Source organism: Microbispora sp. NPDC004025 (assembly GCF_053604425.1).
Genome location: NZ_JBSGHN010000002.1, coordinates 165,658 through 183,019 on the forward strand (window position 1 = coordinate 165,658; position 17,362 = coordinate 183,019).

Here is a 17,362-nt window from a genome sequence, read left to right on the forward strand (position 1 = left end):
CGGGCCGGGGAGGTCATTTCCGGATCGCCCCGAACTTCGCCCACACCTTGCTGTTGGCGAAGATGGCCAGCAGCAGGATGCCGCCCTGGACGATCTGCACGTAGAACGGCGAGACGTGCAGCAGCACCAGGCCATTGGCGATCACGCCGAGCGTGAGCGCGCCGAGGATCGTGCCGAGCATGCTCGCCCGGCCGCCGAAGAGGCTGGTGCCGCCGAGCACGACGGCCGTGATGACCTCCAGCTCGAAGCCGGATCCGGCGTTGGACGAGCCGGAGCTGAGACGGGTGGCGATCAGCACGCCCGCGACCGCCGCCGCCAGGCCGGCGAGCACGTAGACGGTCAGCCCGACTTTCCGCGTGTTCACGCCGGTGCGGCGCAGCGACTCGCCGTTGGAGCCGAGGCCGATGACGTAGCGGCCGAACGGCGTCCGGGTGAGGACGAGCCAGCCGATCAGCGCGACGACCACCGCGATGATGGCCGGGACGGGCACCCCGGCGATGCGGCCCTGGCCGATCTGGACGATCCAGAGGTCTCCGTCGATGGGGGTCGAGTAGCCCTCGGTGGCGCGCAGCGCCGTGCCCCGCATGATCGACAGCATCGCGAGCGTGACGATGAACGGCGGGATGTTCTGGTAGGAGGAGAACCACCCGTTCACGAACCCGATCAGGGCGCCGAGCGCGAGGATCGCGACCAGGGCGAGGGTGGGGTTCCACCCGTGCTGCAGCACGATCGCGAGTAGCGAACCCGACAGTGCGACCGTGGAGCCGACCGACAGGTCGATGCCGGACGTGCTGATCACGAAGGTCATCGCGGTCGCGACGACCAGCGTGGGGGCGATCTGCCGCAGCAGGTTGAGCAGGTTGCCCGTCGTGGCGAACCGGTCGGCGGAGAACGCGAAGAAGATCAGCAGGACCACCAGCACGACCGCGATCGCGATCGTCTGCGCGTGCCGGCCGATGTGGGCGTTGGCCCGGGCCGACCTGGTGGTGACGACCCGCTGGCTGGTCCCGTGGCTGGTCCCGGTCTTGGTGGCGGTCACCGTCGCACCCCCTCCTTCATCTCTCCCTCGTCGTGGGCGACGATCTCGGACACGAGCCGTTCGAGGCTGGTGTTCCGGGCGTCGAGGTCGGCCCTGAGCGTGCCCTCGTACATAACGCACAGCCGGTCGCAGACCCGGAAGAGGTCCTGCAGGCGGTGGGTGATGAGGATCACCGACACGCCCTGGGCCGAGACTGTCTTGATCAGTTCGAGGACGGTCTCGACCTCGGCGACGGCGAGTGCCGCCGTCGGCTCGTCGAGGATGAGCAGCTTGGGCCCGAAGGTCACGGCCCGGGCGATGGCGACCGCCTGCCGCTGGCCGCCCGACAGTCCCCCGACGGGGATGTCCGTCAGCGGGATCCGGATGTTCAGGGCGTCCAGGTGGCGACGGGCGTCCTCGTGCATCTTCCGTATGTCGAGCATCATGCCGCCGGCCTTGCGCGGCTCCCTGCCGAGGAACAGGTTCCCGGCCACGTCGATGTCGTCGCACAGCGCGAGGTCCTGGTAGACCATCTCGATGCCCAGCTCGCGGGCGTCCTTGGGGGTGGCGAAGGAGACCGGCCGGCCGTCGAAGACGATCTCGCCGGAGTCCGGCACGACGGCGCCGGCCAGCACCTTCATGAGGGTGGACTTGCCGGCCGCGTTGTCGCCGACGAGCCCGACCACCTCTCCCGGGCCGACGCGCAGCGTCGGGCCGCGCAGCGCGTCGACCATTCCGTAGCGCTTGCGGATGTCGCGCATGACCACCCGATCAACGCGATCCGCCTTCTGGTCGGTCATGCGAATCCCTTCGCCGCTCACTTGAACGTGGCGCGGTACGAATCGACGTTGTCCTTGGTCACGATCGTCACGGGCACGTCGATTTTCTTCTTCGGCTGGGCGCCGCCGACCAGGGCCTGGGCCTCCTTGACGGCCTCGTAGCCCTCGGTCTTCGGGTCCTGCTGGACCACCCCGGCGACGAACCCGGCGTCGATGCCGCTGATGGCCTCCTTGGTCAGGTCCCAGCCGAAGACCTTGACCCGGTCGCCCGCGTTCTGCGACTTCACGGCGGCGACCGTGCCGAGCAGGGCCGGCTCGCCGGTGGCGTACACGATGTTCATGTCGGAGCGGGAGGTGAGCAGGTTCTCCGCGGCCGACATCGCGGCCTCCTGCTTGTTCTGCCCGTCTACGGTCTGAACGATCTTGGCGCCGGCGCCCTCGACCGTCTTGTTGAAGTCGTCCTTGCGGATGTTCTGGATGAAGGAGTTGAGCGCGCCCACCACGCCGATCTTCGGCGCGGTAAGGCCCTGCGCCTGGGCCCACTTGTTGACGAAGTCGCCCGCCTGCTGGGCCGCCGCGGCGTTGTCCACACCCACCTGGGTGTCCACGGCGGGCGAGTCGACGATCGCGTCCACGGCGACGACCTTCAGCCCGGCGTCCTTGGCGATCTTCACCGCGGGCTTGATGCCCTCGACGTCGATGGCGACCACGATGACCGCGTCGAACTGCTGCTGGACGAAGTTGTCGATGGCCTCGTTCTGCTTGGCCGGGTCGTCGTTGGCGTTGAAGATCGTGAGATCGACGTTCGCCTCCTTCGCCGCCTGCTGGGCGCCGGCGTTCATCTCGTTGAAGAAGATCGCCTGCTGGTTGATCTGGACGAGCCCGACCCTCGGCCGGTCTCCGCCGGAGCCCCCGGAAGCGCCGGAGGCGCCGGAGTCGTCCGAGCTGCCACAGGCCGCCGCCAGCAGGCCGGTGGCCAGGATCGTCGTCGCCGCGGTCAGGCGGATGAATCTCGTGGATCGAGCCATGAGAGATGAGCCTTTCGGGGGGGCGGGGGTAGGGATGGATCGGATGGGTAATCGATTACCCGAGTTTCGGGCATGCTAGTGGGACCGAAAAAGCACCGTCAAGGTGCGGTTTCCTCACCGAACCCCTATCGTTCCGTGTGATCTCGGCACTACAAGGGGCCGCAGGGTCGATCGTTGGCAAAGATCAAGGGAAATCGATTACACGATGGGCGTGACGATTCACGACGTGGCGCGGGCAGCGGGCGTCTCCGTTGCCTCGGCCTCCCGCGCGCTCTCGGGGCGGCGCAAGGTCACGCCCGAGGTCGCCGAGCGGGTCGCGCGTGCCGCGGCCGAGCTCGGCTACCAGCCGAACGCGGTCGCCAAGGCGCTGCGCGACCAGACCACCGGCACCATCGGCATGGTCGTGCCGGGCATCGGGAACCCGTTCTTCACCACGATCGTCGAGGCCGTGGAGCGCGAGCTGCAGAACTCCGGCACCGACCTGCTGCTGTGCTCGTCCCGGTACGATCCCCACATCGAGGCCCGGAGGCTGGAGACCCTGCTGGCCCGGCGCGTCGACGGGCTGATCATCAGTCCGTGCGACATCGAGGCCAGCGTCCCGGCCGTGCTGGACGCGGCCCGCCGGGTGCCCCTCGTGCAGCTCGACCGCCACATCGAGGGCGGCACGGCCGACTGGGTGGGCGTGGACGACGAGGCGGGGGTGACCCTGGCGGTCGAGCACGTGATCGCGGGCGGGGCACGCTCGGTGGTCTTCGCGGGCAGCCGGCTGGTGAGCTCCTCCGCCCGGCTGCGGCTCAGCGGGTTCGAACGCGCCGCGGCGCGGGCCGGGGTGGAGATCCTGCCGCCGCTGCTGGGCGAGTTCACTCTGGACTGGGGCATCGAGGCCGGGCGCAGGCTGCTCGACGCCGGCCGGCTGCCGGACGCGGTGGTCTGCGGGAACGACGAGATCGCCGTGGGCCTGGTGCGGTCGCTGCGGTTCGGCGGGGCGCGCGTCCCCGAGGACGTCTCGGTCGTCGGGTTCGACGACGTGGGCCACGCGACCATGTGCGACCCGCCGCTCAGCACGGTGCGCCAGCCGGTGGAGGAGATGGCGGCGGAGGCGGTGCGCCTGCTCGGCCAGGTCAAGGCCGCCGACACGCGGCCCGCGCAGCGGATCGCGATCACGCCCAGGCTCGTCGTACGGCAGACCAGCCGGCTGTCGGCGGCCGGAGTCGCAGAGTAAGTCAGGGGAAGGAGTCCGGGTGGACGAGGCGGTCGAGCTGACACGCGAGCTGGTCAGGATCGACTCGGTGGGCGGGGGCGAGGCCGCGGTGGCCGAACCGCTCGCGAGACGACTGTCGGACGCCGGTTTCGCGGTGCGGCGGCACGAGTACGCGCCGGGCCGGACCGGCCTGGTCGCCCGCTGGGGGTCGGGCGAGCCGGTGACGCTGACCGGGCATCTCGACACGGTGCCGCTGGGCGGGCAGACGTGGCGGCACGCGCCGCACGGCGCGGAGATCGACGGCGACCGGCTGTACGGACGTGGTTCGAGCGACATGAAGTCCGGCGTGGCCGCGCTGGTGGTCGCCGCCGAGCGGCACGTGCGCCGCGCCGGGGCGAAGGGCGCGCTGGAGATCGTCCTCACCGTAGGCGAGGAGACCGGTTGTGACGGCGCGGCCGGCATGGCGGCCGCGGGCCTGGTAAGCAGGTCGCGCGCGCTGCTGGTGGCCGAGCCGACCGCCAACCGGGTGCTGCTCGGGCACAAGGGCGCGCTCTGGCTGGAGGCCACCACGCGGGGCAGGACGGCGCACGGCTCGATGCCGCACCTCGGCGACAACGCGATCTACAAGCTCGCCCGCGTGATCGGCGCCGTCGAGCGGTTCGATCCCGGGGTGCCCGAACACCCCTGGCTCGGCCCGTCCACGGTGAACGTGGGGACGGTGCGCGGCGGGATCAACGTGAACTCCGTGCCCGACCTGGCCGCCGCGACCATCGACCTGCGGACCGTCGCCGGCCAGGACCACGGGCGGCTCCGCGAGCGGTTGCAGGCCGCGCTCGGCGACGAGGCGACCCTCGACGTGCTCGTGGACCTGCCCGCGATCTGGACGGAGCCGGACGACCCCTTCGTGCGTGCCCTGGTGGACGCGGGGGCGGGCGCGCCCGGCGACCGTCCGGCGGCCAGCTACTTCACCGACGCCTCGGTCCTCGCTACCGTCTGCGGCGGGGGGCCCACGGTCATCTGCGGCCCCGGCGAGCCCGAGCAGGCGCACGTCACCGACGAATACTGCCTGGTCCACCGGATCGAGGAGGCCGTCGAGATCTACACCGCCGCCCTCGGGCGGTTCGGCTGATCGCGTGACCGGCCCGGCGACGTGGCCCGCGCAGCCGGGTCACGAGCGCCCACCGCGGACACCGGACGGTTATCGTCGGATTGTGGCAAGGCGATCATCACACTGCCGGTGACTCGAGGAGGTCGCGTGCGCGACGTGTCCCCGCCCCTGCACATGCGACGGGACGGATTCCATCCCGTCCCGGAGCTCTCCGCACTGCGCAACGACGAGGGGGTGGCCCGGATCCGCACCGTGTTCGGCACCGACGCCTGGCTGGTCACCAGATACGAGGATGTCCGGACGGTGCTGAGCCATCCGGAGCTGTACAGCAACGCGCTCGTGCCTCCGCTCCGGCCGCCCGGCGCGCCGCCGCCCAGCGCGGAGGAGGCCGCCGCGATGCGCGCCGGCAACCTGCTCGGTTCCGACCCTCCCGAGCACACCCGGCTGCGCCGGATGCTCACGGCCCAGTTCACCGTCCGCCGTATGCGGGGGCTGGAGCCCAGAGTCCAGCAGATCGTCGACGACCATTTGGACGCCATGGAGCGCGGCGGACCACCCGCCGATCTGGTGACGGACTTCGCCCTCCCGGTTCCCTCCCTGGTGATCTGCGAACTGCTGGGCGTGCCGTACGCCGACCGGGCCGGCTTCCAGGGGACGTCCAAGCGGATGCTGGACGCTTCCCTGTCCCCGGACGAACGCGCGGCCGCGGCGGCGGAGGCCCGGGCGTACATCGCAGGCCTGATCACGACGATGCGCAAGGACCCCGGTGAGGACCTGCTCGGCATGCTCGTACGCGAGCACGGCGACGAGTTGAGCGATCCCGAACTCACCGGCATCGGCACCCTGCTGCTGCTCGCCGGGCACGAGACCACGGCAAACATGCTGTCCCTGGGCACCCTCGCCCTGCTGCGGCATCCCGATCAGCTCACGCTGCTGCGCGACGAGCCGGACCGCGTGGACGCCGCCGTCGAGGAACTGCTGCGATGGCTCAGCATCGTGCACTCCGGAACGGTCAAGATCACTACAACCGAGGTCCGGCTGGGCGATCGGACCCTCGGCCCCGGCGAGACCGTCATCTGCTCCCTGCCCGCCGCCAACCGCGACCCGGGGCTCGTTCCGAACCCGGACGACCTGGACATCCGCCGGGATGTCATCGGCCACGTCGCGTTCGGACACGGCGTCCATCACTGTCTCGGCGCTCCCCTGGCCCGTATGGAGATGCGAATCGCGTTCCCCGCCCTGCTGCGCCGGTTCCCCGGCCTGCGACTGGCGGGCGACCCCCTGTTCCGCTCCTTCACCGTCGTACACGGCCTGACCACGATGCCGGTCACCTGGTAGGCCTCCGGCTCACCGCCGAGCACCCGGCCCTCCGGCGTCCGACGCCGAGGGCCGGGCGGCTCGTCCGTCAGCCTGGGCTCCAACGGCACGTGGTCGGGGACGAACCCGAAGCCGTCGGCGTTCAGCAGATCACCGAGTTCGACAAGGCTCCTCACCACGGCCTCCTCCCCGGACTGACCGGAGGAGGAGGCCGTGCGGGGCCCCTCCGGAGAGGGCTAGCCGCCCCTCGCCGCCCCTCGCCCCACGACGCGGAGCCGTCAGGCGACCGAGGCGGGGAACCTCTCCCAGACGCGGTGGGCGGCCATCAACCGCTGCACAGCGGTGAACACCTCGGTGGCGGAGTCACCGGAGACCACGCCCGGCGTGCCGCTGATCCCGGCCTGCGCGAGCAGCTTCGCGCCGCCGCCCCACGCGCCGATCGCCTTCGCGTGCCGCCAGCACTCGTCGATCATGAGCATCACCCGCGGGTCCACCGCGATGGCGTCGCCCGCTCCCGCCTTGGCGTCACGCGCGGGCAGCGCGTCCGGCGCCGGCACCGGCGCGGCCGCCAGCAGCAGCGCGTCGAACTCGATCGACCGGGCGGTGGCGAAGGTCCGCTGCACGGGCAGGTCGCCCAGCATGCCGCCGTGCGGCGCGATCAGCAGCGGCACCATCCCGGCGGCGAACACGGCCTTGCGCAGGTCGCGTACGCCGTCGAGGTCGGCGCCGTCGTCGACCACGACGCCGACCATGCGGCCGTCACCCGGCCACTCCTTGCCCAGCTGCGAGAGCGCGGGGCTGGGCGCCGAATCGGCGAGCGGCAGGGTCGGCTCCGGCGCGGGCAACCCCAGCCCGGTGGCGACCTCCCGGCACAGGACCGGGTCGATGTTCGCCAGGCACTGGAGCTGACGCTCCTTGATCGCCTGCTCGTAGCACTTGCCCAGCTCGAAGGTGTAGGCGCGGATGATGTGCTCCTTCTCCACCGGCGTCATGCTCAGCCAGAACAGGCGCGTCTGGCTGAAGTGGTCGTCGAAGGACACGGGGTTGGCGCGGACCTTCCTCGCCTGGGCGACCTCGACCGGCACGTCGGTGTACGCCTTCTCCCCGTCGCCGGCGACGAACGGGTTGCCGCCGTCCAGGGAGTTCGGCCGGTACGGCGCGACGCCGGCGTGGACGGCGTGCTGGTGGAAGCCGTCGCGGAGCATGTCGTTGACCGGGCAGTGCGGACGGTTGATCGGGATCTGCGCGAAGTTCGGGCCGCCCAGCCGCGTGATCTGCGTGTCGAGATAGGAGAACAGCCGCGTCTGCAGCAGCGGGTCGTTGGTGACGTCGATGCCCGGCGGCAGGTGCCCGACGTGGAAGGCGACCTGCTCGACCTCGGCGAAGAAGTTGGTGGGCGTCCGATCGAGCGTCATCTTCCCGATCGCCTGCACCGGCGCGAGCTCCTCGGGCACGATCTTGGTCGGGTCCAGCAGGTCGATGCCCTCGAACGTCTGGTCAGGAGTGTCGGGGAAGACCTGGATGCCGAGCTCCCACTCGGGGTAGGCGCCGGCCTCGATCGCGTCGTACAGATCCCGGCGGTGGAAGTCGGGGTCCATGCCGCCGAGCATCTGCGCCTCCTCCCAGGTCAGGGAGTGCACGCCGAGCTTGGGCTTCCAGTGGAACTTGACCAGCACCGTCTCCCCGGCCTCGTTCACCAGCCGGAAGGTGTGGACGCCGAAGCCCTCCATCATGCGGAAGGAGCGCGGGATCCCGCGGTCGGACATGTTCCACATCGTGTGGTGCTGCGCCTCGGTGTGCAGCGAGACGAAGTCCCAGAACGTGTCGTGCGCGCTCTGCGCCTGCGGGATCTCCCGGTCCGGGTGCGGCTTGCCCGCGTGGATGACGTCGGGAAACTTGATGCCGTCCTGGATGAAGAAGACCGGGATGTTGTTGGCGACGAGGTCGAAGGTGCCCTCGTCGGTGTAGAACTTGGTGGCGAACCCGCGGGTGTCGCGGACCGTGTCGGCTGATCCGCGCGAACCGAGGACCGTGGAGAACCGCACGAAGACGTCGGTCTTCTTCCCCTTCTTCAGGAAACCGGCCTTGGTCACCGCTTCGGCGGTGCCGTACCCCTCGAAGACGCCGTGGGCGCCGGCGCCCCGGGCGTGGACGACGCGCTCGGGGATGCGCTCGTGGTCGAAGTGCGTGATCTTCTCGCGCAGATGGTGGTCCTGCAGCAGGGTCGGGCCGCGCTCACCCGCCTTCAGCGAGTGGTCGGTGTCGCGCAGCCGCGCCCCCTGCGCGGTGGTGAGGTGGGCGCCCTGCTGTCCCTTGGCCGTGGCGGGCGCGCCGGTCTCCGCTCCGGTCGGTGTGACGGTCGCGGGAGCGCCCTGCTCCTTCTTCGGGGGCAGCGGATCGCGCGGCGTCGTCGGCTCCTCAAGGGTCGCCGGGGCGCTGCCCGGCGAGCCGGGCACGTCCGGCGTCAGGAAGTCGGTCACCTTCTCCGCCGCGTTCTCCACGACCTCCTTGACCGCCTTGGCGGGCTTGCTGGCATCCATGGTGCGATCCTCCATCAAGCGGTAACGAGCAGTCCGCGCGCCGTACCCGCTGGTAGGAGGGCCAAACCTGTCAGCGGGCCTCCACCCGCGACGGTGTCCCCGCGGCGGGCCGCCGCGAGGACACGTGCCGCAGCAGGCCTCAGCTGTACGGACGGTTGGACATGTGCTCGGCCGTACCCACACGGTGCTTCTGCTTGCGCATCCCGGCGAGACCGAGCAGACCGAGCAGGCCCAGCAGACCCCACAGGCCTCCGCTGCCGCCGTCGTCCCTGCCCTGGCCGGGCTGCGGCGACGGACTGGGCTGGCTGTACGTGGCCGGCGCGACGGGCGTATCCGCCGTGGCGGCCGCGGCCGGGGCGAGCGTGAGCAGGAAGGCCAGCCCCAGGCTCGTGAGCATCTTGCGCATTGGTTTCCCCCGATCCGGCGGTCTCGCGATCGGGAGACCGCCTTCTGTCCCCCTCCGGACGAAGCCCTGTCCCTGGAGGGTCGACCCCCCGTCATCCCTGGGGCGCACCTCCGCGACGGCTGGTGCGTCCACGGCGAAGCGTCACGCTGTCTCGCTCGCCGGAGACGCCGGCCGCATTGGGGTCGCCCGCCGTGTCCCGCGAAGAGGACCGGCACGGATGACCGCCTCGCCCGTACCTTCGCGACGGGATATTCGCTACTCGCCCGTCACGGTGTATCTGCGCAACCGGGGCCGGTCGCCCTCATGGGTTGTCGCGCCGAGGCCCGTCGGCTCCTCCGGGCGCGTCATCGCGTCCTCGATGCCGCCCGTACCTGTGCCGGTGCCGATGCCCGTGCCGGTCTCGATGCCGCCGGTCTCCACGCCGCCGGTCTCGCCGTACCCGAGGCGCTCACGTTCGCGCATGCCGCTCTCGTGGGCCCAGCCGCCTTCGCCGGGCTGGTTGGCCTCCCGCCAGGAGGTCTCCCAGCTCATTCCGTAGTAGCGGTACAGGTCGCGCTCCTCATCGGCCGACAGGTGCCCGCCGGCGTCGACGTCGATGTTCGGAGCGTCCTTGACGCGGTCCTTGTCGTAGGGCACCTCGACGTGGTCGGCGACCAGCTCCGCGTCCCGCATGGGCACGAAGGACTCCTTGAGGCCGAACAGGCCGGTCTTGATGCACAGCCACTCGGGCCTGCCGGTGACCTCGTCGAGGAAGACGTGCTTGACCTCGCCGATCTTGTTTCCGTCGATGTCGAAGAGGTCGTGGTCCAGTACCGCGGGGATCTGCTCCTGTGTGATCATGCGCTTCCCTCCTCCCCTTGCATCCCGATCCTCACCGCACGTATCTGATCAATGCACCAGAGATGCTGATAAATACCGAAGAGAGGGATTGAAAAGGCCGACCTTTGACAGCTCGGCCAGACCGGCCGCTCAGCCGCGCCCGGCATGCCGGATGCGTTCGCTGACGTGAGGGACGAACGTCGCGGTTGCCGCTCTCCTGCCGCTTATCCTGGCCACGTGAAGATCGGCAAGTGTGCGATGGCCGGCGCCGTCGTCCTTCTGCTGCTGGCCGGGTGCGCGCCCGGGGACGCCCCGCCCACCGACGGTCTCAAGGTGAGCAGCCCGGCGTTCGCCGAGAGCGCCGCGATCCCCGAGAAGCACGTGTGCACGCAGCAGGGCGGTGAGAACGTCTCACCGCCGCTGACCTGGACCGGCGTTCCCGAGTCCGCACGCGAGCTGGCGATCGTGGTGGACGATCCCGACGCCCCCGGCGGGACGTACATCCACTGGATCGTGACAGGCATCCCGGCCTCGGCGACGAGCGTCAGCGAGGGGCAGGCCCAGGGGAAGGTGCTGCCGGGCAGCAACGGACAGGCCGCCTACGCGGGCCCCTGCCCACCGAGCGGCGGACACCGCTACCACTTCATCGTGTACGCCCTGCGCGGTCCCGTCACACCGGGCGACGACGCGACGGCGACGCACCAGCACATCAAGAACGCCGCCGTCGCCTCGGGCGAGACCGTCGGCGTCTGGGGACGCTGAGCGGGCCGGCCTCCGATCGGCAGATCCGTTCATCCGTCTCCTGCGATCTCCGGGGACGGCGATGGCACAAGGGGCGGCACACCGACGCGGAGCAACACCAAACCCTCGTCGTCCCATTCGGAACGCTTCTGTGGTGGCGGCAGCTCCACGCCCGCCAACCCGGCCGGAGACGAGCACTTTATTGGACACCGATTCAACCCGGATCAGCGTTCCGCCTCAGCCTGAAGGAAGAGGAACTGCCGGAAGGGACCGCCTGGTTCATCGCGACCATCTGACTGCGAGGAAAGGGCAGATGCCTTGTCGGCGGCTCCTCGTCCTGCTCAAGCGTCAGGTGCAGGCCGGTGGTATGCGACCGTACAAGGCGGCGTTGCTGTACACGCTGCTGTACACCACCATGCCTGGCATGGGACTCAACATCGTCGTGGGCATCCTCGCCGACCCCGAACTGGATGACGCGGCCGACGAGTTCGGCGAAGACTTCACGGCGATCCGACAGGCACTGGCGGAAGCCAGGCTTCCCGACTGGGCGGAGCCTGACCTCCCCGCCGAGACGGGCGATTTCGAGATGTACGGCTACATCGGGCTGCACAATCTCCGCCGTCTGGCCGTCCACCTGACCGAAACGGGAGCGCTGCCCGCTCGGCAGGACGCACTTAAGGCCGCAGAGGACCCCCTGCTGGCCCGGGTCTACACCCGTCATCCCCATCACGCGGTGGAGATCGGTGACCCGGTCAGGGTGATCGGCTCAGCAGAGGGCGCCGCTGGTCGCTTCGATCATCTCGTACACCATAGCGACTGCGAAGGCTTCTACGTGCCCGTCGATTTCGCGCCGGTACTCATCGACGGAAGAGTCACCGGTGCGTACATCGGCTCGTCCCAGCGGCTGCTGGAGGAGTGCCGGCGCCTCGCCGAGCGGCTCGGCCTGCCAGAGGACCTCGACCCGTGGTCGGATGAGGTCGACGAAGCCCTCGAGGGCGAGGGGGCAGCCCGGGAGGGCTGGCAGCGGTACGGCGTGGAGTCCTTCACCTGCCTGCAGTTGATGGCCGCAGCCCGCCAGTCAATCGCGACGGGTGCTGCGATGGTCTTCTGCTGATTCCCGTCCGGCCAACGACCGGGCGCTCGTCGGCCTGGTCGCCGGCACCGGCCTCCGCTGGGGTGAACGCGCGGGCCTGCGCTGGGACGCCGTCGACCTAGATGCCGGAACCGTACGAGTGGAGCGGGTGGTGGGCACGGTGACGCGCAAGCCGGCACGAGCAGATGTCCACGACGCTCAACCGATACACGCACTCCTCGCGCGACCGCTACGGCAGGGCGCGGGCGGTGTTCGCTGACTTTTCGCTGACTCCTGCTCCAGATCGGCCCCAGGAGCCGGACGCAGTCAGCGCCGCTGATCTCGATCGGGAGGAGGACGACAGCTAGAGCCAAAGCTTTGAACAGCGAAAAGGCCCGTCGGAGTGGTGACCTCCGACGAGCCTTGATCGTGTGGGCGATACTGGGATCGAACCAGTGACCTCTTCGGTGTGAACGAAGCGCTCTCCCGCTGAGCTAATCGCCCGGGATCGTCTGCGCCTCGCGGCGCCGACGGGGAAAACCATACCGCACCCGAGGGGGTGATGGCGAAAGCACGGCCCGGTCGGCTCGATCGTCCCGCCTTCGTCAACACCTTCGAAAGGTTCGCCAGACCGTCCCCGGCGTGGGGGTGTGGTGTCATAGCATCGTGATGCTCCATGCTCGACCTATACGCACGACCTGAGATCATTCGCCCGCAATGGCGTCGCCGGCGCGGCCCCGCCGACACGCAACGCAGAGGTAAGGACAAGCCTGTTGGTGATGTTTGAGCTGGTAGATGACCGAATGTCAAGCTGTGATGTGCGTTACAGAAGGGCCTGGAGGCGGAATCTTTCCTACGGGTCTCTTCGTTCGTCTCGTAGCGCGAGCGCCCGGCGAGGCCCGACCGGACAGTGAAGACGCAGTGAAAGCCCCTGACAGGGGACCCGACGACGAAAAGGTTTGGCTGACGATGAACAGCACCACCGTCTCTGCCGAGCTAGGCCTTCGGCTTGTGGTCCCCGACCGTACGACCGTCCCCCTGCTCGCCGGGCTGAGTTACACGGCCGAGGATCCGTACGCCATCCGGATGGCCTTCCACGTGGGGAATGACGAGCCGGTCGAGTGGATCTTCGCCCGCGAGTTGCTGACCGTCGGCATCGTGCGGCGCGTCGGAGACGGCGACGTCCAGGTGTGGCCGGCCCGGTCGGACGGCGAGCGCACGCTCAACATCAGCCTCACCTCACCTTTCGGCCAGGCCCTGTTCGAGGTGCCGCTGGCCCCCCTCACCGAGTTCCTGCACCGGACCTACGAGCTCGTCCCCGCCGGCCGTGAGACCGACTTCATGGACCTGGACGAGGAGCTCACCAACATGCTCTGGAGCTCCTAGGAATCAGCCCAGCTTCCGCTGGATCCCTTTCATCCGCGCGATCTCGATCTGCTGGCCGGTGACGACGTCCTGGGCCATCGACCGCATGGTGCGGTCCCGTCCCCGGCGCAGCTCCTCCGCCGCCATGCTCACCGCGCCCTCGTGGTGCCGGATCATCAGCGTGAGGAAGAGCCTGTCGAAGGCGCGCCCCCGCGCCGTACGCAGCCGGTCGAGCTCCTCCTCACCGGCCATGCCGTAACCGCTCGCGACGTGGTCGTGGCCGGACGGCGGCGTACGGCCCAGCCCCCGCAGCCACGACTCCATCACCGCGATCTCCGGGCGCTGCCCGTCCACCACGCGGCCGGCCACCGCGGTCACCAGCGGATCGCCGGTACGCGCCGCGGCCAGCCCGGCCATCTCCAGCGCCTGCCGATGATGCGGGATCATCGCCTCGGCGAACCGGACGTCCGCCGCCACCGGCCCTGTCCGCGCGGCCGGACGGTCCGGCGGAGGACCACCCGACTGCCCGGGGGCGCCGGGCACGATCACCGGGGCGTCCGCGCGCGCCGGCAGGGCGGCCCCGGACGAGCAGGCGGCCAGCGCGGGCACAACTGCCAGCACAACCGTTACCAAACCGGTCCGCACCGGCCGCGGGCTCGACATAGCTTCCATAGTGGGCGATGATCCGCGGACATGGGGGCGATGTGAGTAGACCGAGGCTGAAGGCCGCGCTGGTGGCGACCGTTGTCCTCCTGGCCCCGGCATGCGCCCCCGCCGAGCCCGCTCCGTCGCCGACGGCCGCCGCGGACGGCATTCCGGCCCGGGACGAAATCAGGCACAGCCCCAACATGAAGGTGGTCGCCAACGTCCCCCTGGCGGCGCCGTTCGACGGCCCGGACGACTGGGGCACCGACATGGCGTTCCAGGGCCGCTACGCGTTCGTGGGCAACTACGGGGGCTTCACCGTGCACGACATCGGCGACCCCGAGCACCCGAAGGCCGTCGCCCGGGTGAGGTGCCCCGGCGGGCAGAACGACATCTCGGTCTCCGGCGACCTGCTGTTCCTGTCGGTCGACGAGCCCCGTACGGACGACACCTGTGCCAGCGAGGCCGGGGACCCGGCGGCCGCGAGCGCGTGGGAGGGCATCCGCGTCTTCGACATCTCCGACAAGGCCCACCCGCGCTATCTGAAGTCCGTACGCACGGAGTGCGGCTCTCACACGCACGCGGTCGTGCCGGGGAAGGACGCCGGGACGGTCTACCTGTACGTGTCCTCCCCGGGCCCGGAGCCGGACACGACGAACTGCGCGCCGCCCCACCAGAACATCTCGATCGTGGAGGTTCCCGTCGCCGACCCCGGCAAGGCGCGGGTCGTGGCCAAGCCCGAGCTGTTCGCGGGCAGGGCGGCGGGCGAGGACGGCCTGGGCGGCTGCCACGACATCACCGTCTACCCCGAGAAGGACCTGGCCGCCGGCGCCTGCTTCGGCGACGGCGTCCTGCTGGACATCTCCGACCCGGTGCGCCCGAAGCTGCTGCAGACCGTGCGCGACGAGGAGAACTTCTCCATCTGGCACTCGGCCACGTTCAACAACGAGGGCACCAAGGTCGTCTTCAGCGACGAGATGGGCGGCGGGGTGGCCGCCACCTGCCTGCCCTCGGTGAGCGAGACCAAGGGCGCGGACGCGATCTACTCGCTGACGCCGGAGCGCAGGCTCGTGCGGCAGGGCTACTTCAAGATCCCCCGGGCGCAGGACGCCAAGGAGAACTGCGTGGCCCACAACGGCGCGCTGGTGCCCGTGCCGGGCCGTGACGTGATGGTCCAGGGGTGGTACATGGGCGGAGTCTCGGTCTGGGACTTCACCGACTCCGCCCACCCGCAGGAGATCGCCTACTTCGAGCGCGGGCCGCTGGCGCCGGAGCTCCACCTCGGCGGCTCCTGGTCGGCCTACTACTACAACGGCTACATCTACTCCAGCGACATCACCAAGGGACTCGACGTGCTGCGCGTGGACGACCCCCGCACCGATCCCGCCAGGGCCGTACGGATGAAGGAGCTCAACGCCCAGAGCCAGCGCTCCTACTGAGGATCACGGGTCGACGTCGGCCGCCGAGCGCTCGGCGAAGACCTTCATGGCCTCCAGCGTGACCGGTCCGGGCGCCTGGGGCAGCACCTTCCCGTCCACGGCCCTGATCGGCTGGATGTCACGGGTCGTCGAGGTGAGGAAGGCCTCCTCGGCCTCGTACAGCGCCGAGATCGGCACGTCGGCCTCCTCGCCGCCGCACCATTCGAGGGTGAGCGCGCGGGTGACGCCGGCCAGGCAGCCGGAGGCGAGCGTCGGGGTGATCAGCCGCCCGCCGGTGACGATGAAGATGTTGCTCCCCGTGCCCTCGCACAGGTGCCCGGCCAGGTTCTCGAAGATCGCCTCGGCGCCGCCGCGCTCCTTGGCGTACGCCAGGGCCTTGGCGTTGTCGCCGTAGGACGTGCTCTTGACGCCGGCCAGCGCGCCGCGCTCGTTGCGCGGCCAGGGCACCACGACGACGTCGGCGGTGGCGGGGAACGGCGCCTGCTCGCCCACGATGACGATCGCGTTCGTGCCGGCCGACCCGCGGTCGGAGCCGAGCGGGCCGGGGCCGCTGGTGTAGGTGATCCTGATCCGCGCCAGGGGCCACTTCGGCGCGGCCGCCAGGCAGCGGCGCACCCCGTCGGCGATCGCTGCGAGGTCGGGCTCGGGCAGGTCCATCCGCTTGGCCGACAGCGCCAGCCGGTCGAGGTGGCGGGTCAGCGCGAAGGACTCCCCGTTCACCGCCTTGACCGTCTCGAACACGCCGTCGCCGACCATCAGCCCGTGGTCGTACACCGAGACCACGGCCCTGTCGGGCTCGTACAGCTCCCCGTTCACCCAGATGGGTACAGACATCTCCTGCTCCGTTCGTTACCGATGTCGCGGGCCGTCTTCGGACGCGAGGCCGATGAGCCTGGCGGCCTTGAGCTCGGTCTCGCGCCACTCCCTCCTGGGGTCGGACCCCCAGGTGATGCCCGCTCCCGTACCGAACCGGATCATGTCGTGCTCGATCCAGAAGGTGCGGATGCCGACCGCCAGCGCCCCCTCGCGCCGGTCGGCGTCGACCCAGCCCACGGCCCCACAGTACGGCCCCCTGGGCTCTGGTTCGAGCTCGTTGATGATCCGCAGCGCCGACGACTTCGGCGCCCCGGTCACCGATCCCGGAGGGAAGGTGGCGGCGAACAGCTCCGGCCAGCCGGCGCCGCCGGCGAGCCGCGCCCGCACCGTGGAGACCAGGTGCACGAGCCCGGGGTGCTCCTCGACCGCGAACAGCGAGGGCACGGTCACCGAGCCTACCTCCGCCACGCGGCCGAGGTCGTTGCGAACGAGGTCGACGATCATGAGGTTCTCGGCGTAGTCCTTGTCGAGGAGATCGTCCGCCGTCACGCCGGTCCCCTTGATCGGCCGGGACTCGACCATCTCGCCGCTCCTGGACAGGTACAGCTCCGGCGAGGCCGACACGACGGTCAGCCCGGGCACGCCGACGACGGCCGCGTACGGCGCCGGGTTGCCCTCGGCCAGCCGTACGGCCAGGGCGAGGGGGTCCACGTCCGGGGTGGGCAGCGGCGCGGACAGGACACGGCAGAGGTTGGCCTGGTAGACCTCCCCCCGCTCGATGTAGTCCCTGATCCGCCCGACGCCCCGCTCGTACCCCTCCCGGTCCAGGGACGTGGCCCAGGCGTCGCGGGCGGGTCCCCGCCACGGGCCGCGCGGCGGGGGCAGCGGAGCGGGCCGCACCCGGTCGAACCGCGCGCAGACCACCTTTCCCTCGTACGACACGACCACCGCCCACCAGCCGGAGCCGTCGAGAGCGGCCAGGTCGGTGGTCACCTCTCTCAGGCCCGTGGCCAGGCGGCCCCCGATATGGGCGAAGGCGTCGTACACGTGTCCATTGTCGCTCCCCCG

Annotated in this window: 17 protein-coding genes and 1 tRNA gene; 8 read left to right on the forward strand and 10 right to left on the reverse strand. The window is 70.3% G+C overall.

The features are described 5' to 3' along the window. Positions 1–13 precede the first annotated feature (13 nt). Genes ACWEQG_RS05165 through ACWEQG_RS05175 form a run of 3 tightly spaced genes read right to left on the reverse strand, consistent with a single transcriptional unit; the run spans position 14 to position 2,825 of the window. Positions 14–1,039: an ABC transporter permease gene (locus ACWEQG_RS05165; RefSeq protein ID WP_452281890.1), complete on the reverse strand. Its 1,026-nt coding sequence runs from the start codon at positions 1,037–1,039 to the stop codon at positions 14–16. Next, positions 1,036–1,818: an ATP-binding cassette domain-containing protein gene (locus tag ACWEQG_RS05170; RefSeq protein ID WP_363466723.1), complete on the reverse strand. Its 783-nt coding sequence runs from the start codon at positions 1,816–1,818 to the stop codon at positions 1,036–1,038. The genes ACWEQG_RS05165 and ACWEQG_RS05170 overlap by 4 nt, the downstream gene beginning before the upstream one ends. Positions 1,819–1,835: 17 nt before the next feature. Continuing rightward, on the reverse strand, positions 1,836–2,825 hold the full coding sequence (locus ACWEQG_RS05175) for a substrate-binding domain-containing protein (protein ID WP_452281892.1): 990 nt from the start codon (positions 2,823–2,825) through the stop codon (positions 1,836–1,838). Positions 2,826–3,030: 205 nt separating this feature from the next. Between ACWEQG_RS05175 and ACWEQG_RS05180 the strand changes: the two genes are divergently transcribed. From ACWEQG_RS05180 to ACWEQG_RS05190, 3 genes are all read left to right on the forward strand, one after another. Next, positions 3,031–4,047: a LacI family DNA-binding transcriptional regulator gene (locus ACWEQG_RS05180; protein ID WP_452281894.1), complete on the forward strand. Its 1,017-nt coding sequence runs from the start codon at positions 3,031–3,033 to the stop codon at positions 4,045–4,047. A gap of 19 nt (positions 4,048–4,066) precedes the next feature. Next, positions 4,067–5,155 carry a M20 family metallopeptidase gene (locus ACWEQG_RS05185; RefSeq protein WP_452281896.1) on the forward strand — a complete coding sequence of 363 codons (1,089 nt, stop codon included), beginning with the start codon at positions 4,067–4,069 and terminating at the stop codon, positions 5,153–5,155. A gap of 126 nt (positions 5,156–5,281) precedes the next feature. Beyond that, on the forward strand, positions 5,282–6,472 hold the full coding sequence (locus tag ACWEQG_RS05190; protein WP_452281898.1) for a cytochrome P450: 1,191 nt from the start codon (positions 5,282–5,284) through the stop codon (positions 6,470–6,472). 257 nt (positions 6,473–6,729) lie between these two features. On the opposite strand, the gene ACWEQG_RS05195 is transcribed toward ACWEQG_RS05190, so the two are convergent. The 3 genes from ACWEQG_RS05195 to ACWEQG_RS05205 form a co-directional block, all read right to left on the reverse strand. Then, entirely contained in the window at positions 6,730–8,991 is a 2,262-nt protein-coding gene (locus tag ACWEQG_RS05195; protein ID WP_452281900.1) for a catalase, read from the reverse strand. A 139-nt stretch (positions 8,992–9,130) separates the two neighbouring features. Next, on the reverse strand, positions 9,131–9,397 hold the full coding sequence (locus tag ACWEQG_RS05200; RefSeq protein WP_363466741.1) for a WGxxGxxG family protein: 267 nt from the start codon (positions 9,395–9,397) through the stop codon (positions 9,131–9,133). Between the two features lie 255 nt (positions 9,398–9,652). Next, positions 9,653–10,237 (reverse strand): PRC-barrel domain-containing protein, encoded by a 585-nt coding sequence (locus ACWEQG_RS05205; RefSeq protein ID WP_452281902.1) that lies wholly within the window; start codon positions 10,235–10,237, stop codon positions 9,653–9,655. A 216-nt stretch (positions 10,238–10,453) separates the two neighbouring features. Between ACWEQG_RS05205 and ACWEQG_RS05210 the strand changes: the two genes are divergently transcribed. The 3 genes from ACWEQG_RS05210 (at position 10,454) to ACWEQG_RS05220 (ending at position 12,309) form a co-directional block, all read left to right on the forward strand. After that, on the forward strand, positions 10,454–10,978 hold the full coding sequence (locus ACWEQG_RS05210) for a YbhB/YbcL family Raf kinase inhibitor-like protein (protein ID WP_452281903.1): 525 nt from the start codon (positions 10,454–10,456) through the stop codon (positions 10,976–10,978). 367 nt (positions 10,979–11,345) lie between these two features. Continuing rightward, positions 11,346–12,071 carry a hypothetical protein gene (locus ACWEQG_RS05215; protein WP_452281905.1) on the forward strand — a complete coding sequence of 242 codons (726 nt, stop codon included), beginning with the start codon at positions 11,346–11,348 and terminating at the stop codon, positions 12,069–12,071. Beyond that, complete coding sequence (locus ACWEQG_RS05220) at positions 12,049–12,309, forward strand: tyrosine-type recombinase/integrase (protein WP_452281907.1); 261 nt, start codon at positions 12,049–12,051, stop codon at positions 12,307–12,309. The genes ACWEQG_RS05215 and ACWEQG_RS05220 overlap by 23 nt, the downstream gene beginning before the upstream one ends. Positions 12,310–12,461: 152 nt before the next feature. Here ACWEQG_RS05220 and ACWEQG_RS05225 read toward each other — a convergent pair. After that, a tRNA-Val gene (locus tag ACWEQG_RS05225) sits at positions 12,462–12,533 on the reverse strand. 465 nt (positions 12,534–12,998) lie between these two features. On the opposite strand from ACWEQG_RS05225, the gene ACWEQG_RS05230 reads away from it, so the two are divergent. Further along, on the forward strand, positions 12,999–13,415 hold the full coding sequence (locus ACWEQG_RS05230) for an SsgA family sporulation/cell division regulator (protein WP_036329836.1): 417 nt from the start codon (positions 12,999–13,001) through the stop codon (positions 13,413–13,415). 3 nt (positions 13,416–13,418) lie between these two features. On the opposite strand, the gene ACWEQG_RS05235 is transcribed toward ACWEQG_RS05230, so the two are convergent. Further along, the gene (locus tag ACWEQG_RS05235) at positions 13,419–14,015 is read right to left on the reverse strand and encodes a DUF305 domain-containing protein (RefSeq protein WP_452281908.1); all 597 of its coding nucleotides are present in this window, start codon (positions 14,013–14,015) and stop codon (positions 13,419–13,421) included. Positions 14,016–14,098: 83 nt separating this feature from the next. Between ACWEQG_RS05235 and ACWEQG_RS05240 the strand changes: the two genes are divergently transcribed. After that, positions 14,099–15,478 carry an LVIVD repeat-containing protein gene (locus ACWEQG_RS05240; RefSeq protein ID WP_452281910.1) on the forward strand — a complete coding sequence of 460 codons (1,380 nt, stop codon included), beginning with the start codon at positions 14,099–14,101 and terminating at the stop codon, positions 15,476–15,478. 3 nt (positions 15,479–15,481) lie between these two features. On the opposite strand, the gene ACWEQG_RS05245 is transcribed toward ACWEQG_RS05240, so the two are convergent. Further along, on the reverse strand, positions 15,482–16,312 hold the full coding sequence (locus ACWEQG_RS05245) for an aminotransferase class IV (RefSeq protein WP_452281912.1): 831 nt from the start codon (positions 16,310–16,312) through the stop codon (positions 15,482–15,484). A 15-nt stretch (positions 16,313–16,327) separates the two neighbouring features. Next, complete coding sequence (locus ACWEQG_RS05250) at positions 16,328–17,341, reverse strand: chorismate-binding protein (protein ID WP_452281914.1); 1,014 nt, start codon at positions 17,339–17,341, stop codon at positions 16,328–16,330. Between the last annotated feature and the right edge of the window lie 21 nt (positions 17,342–17,362).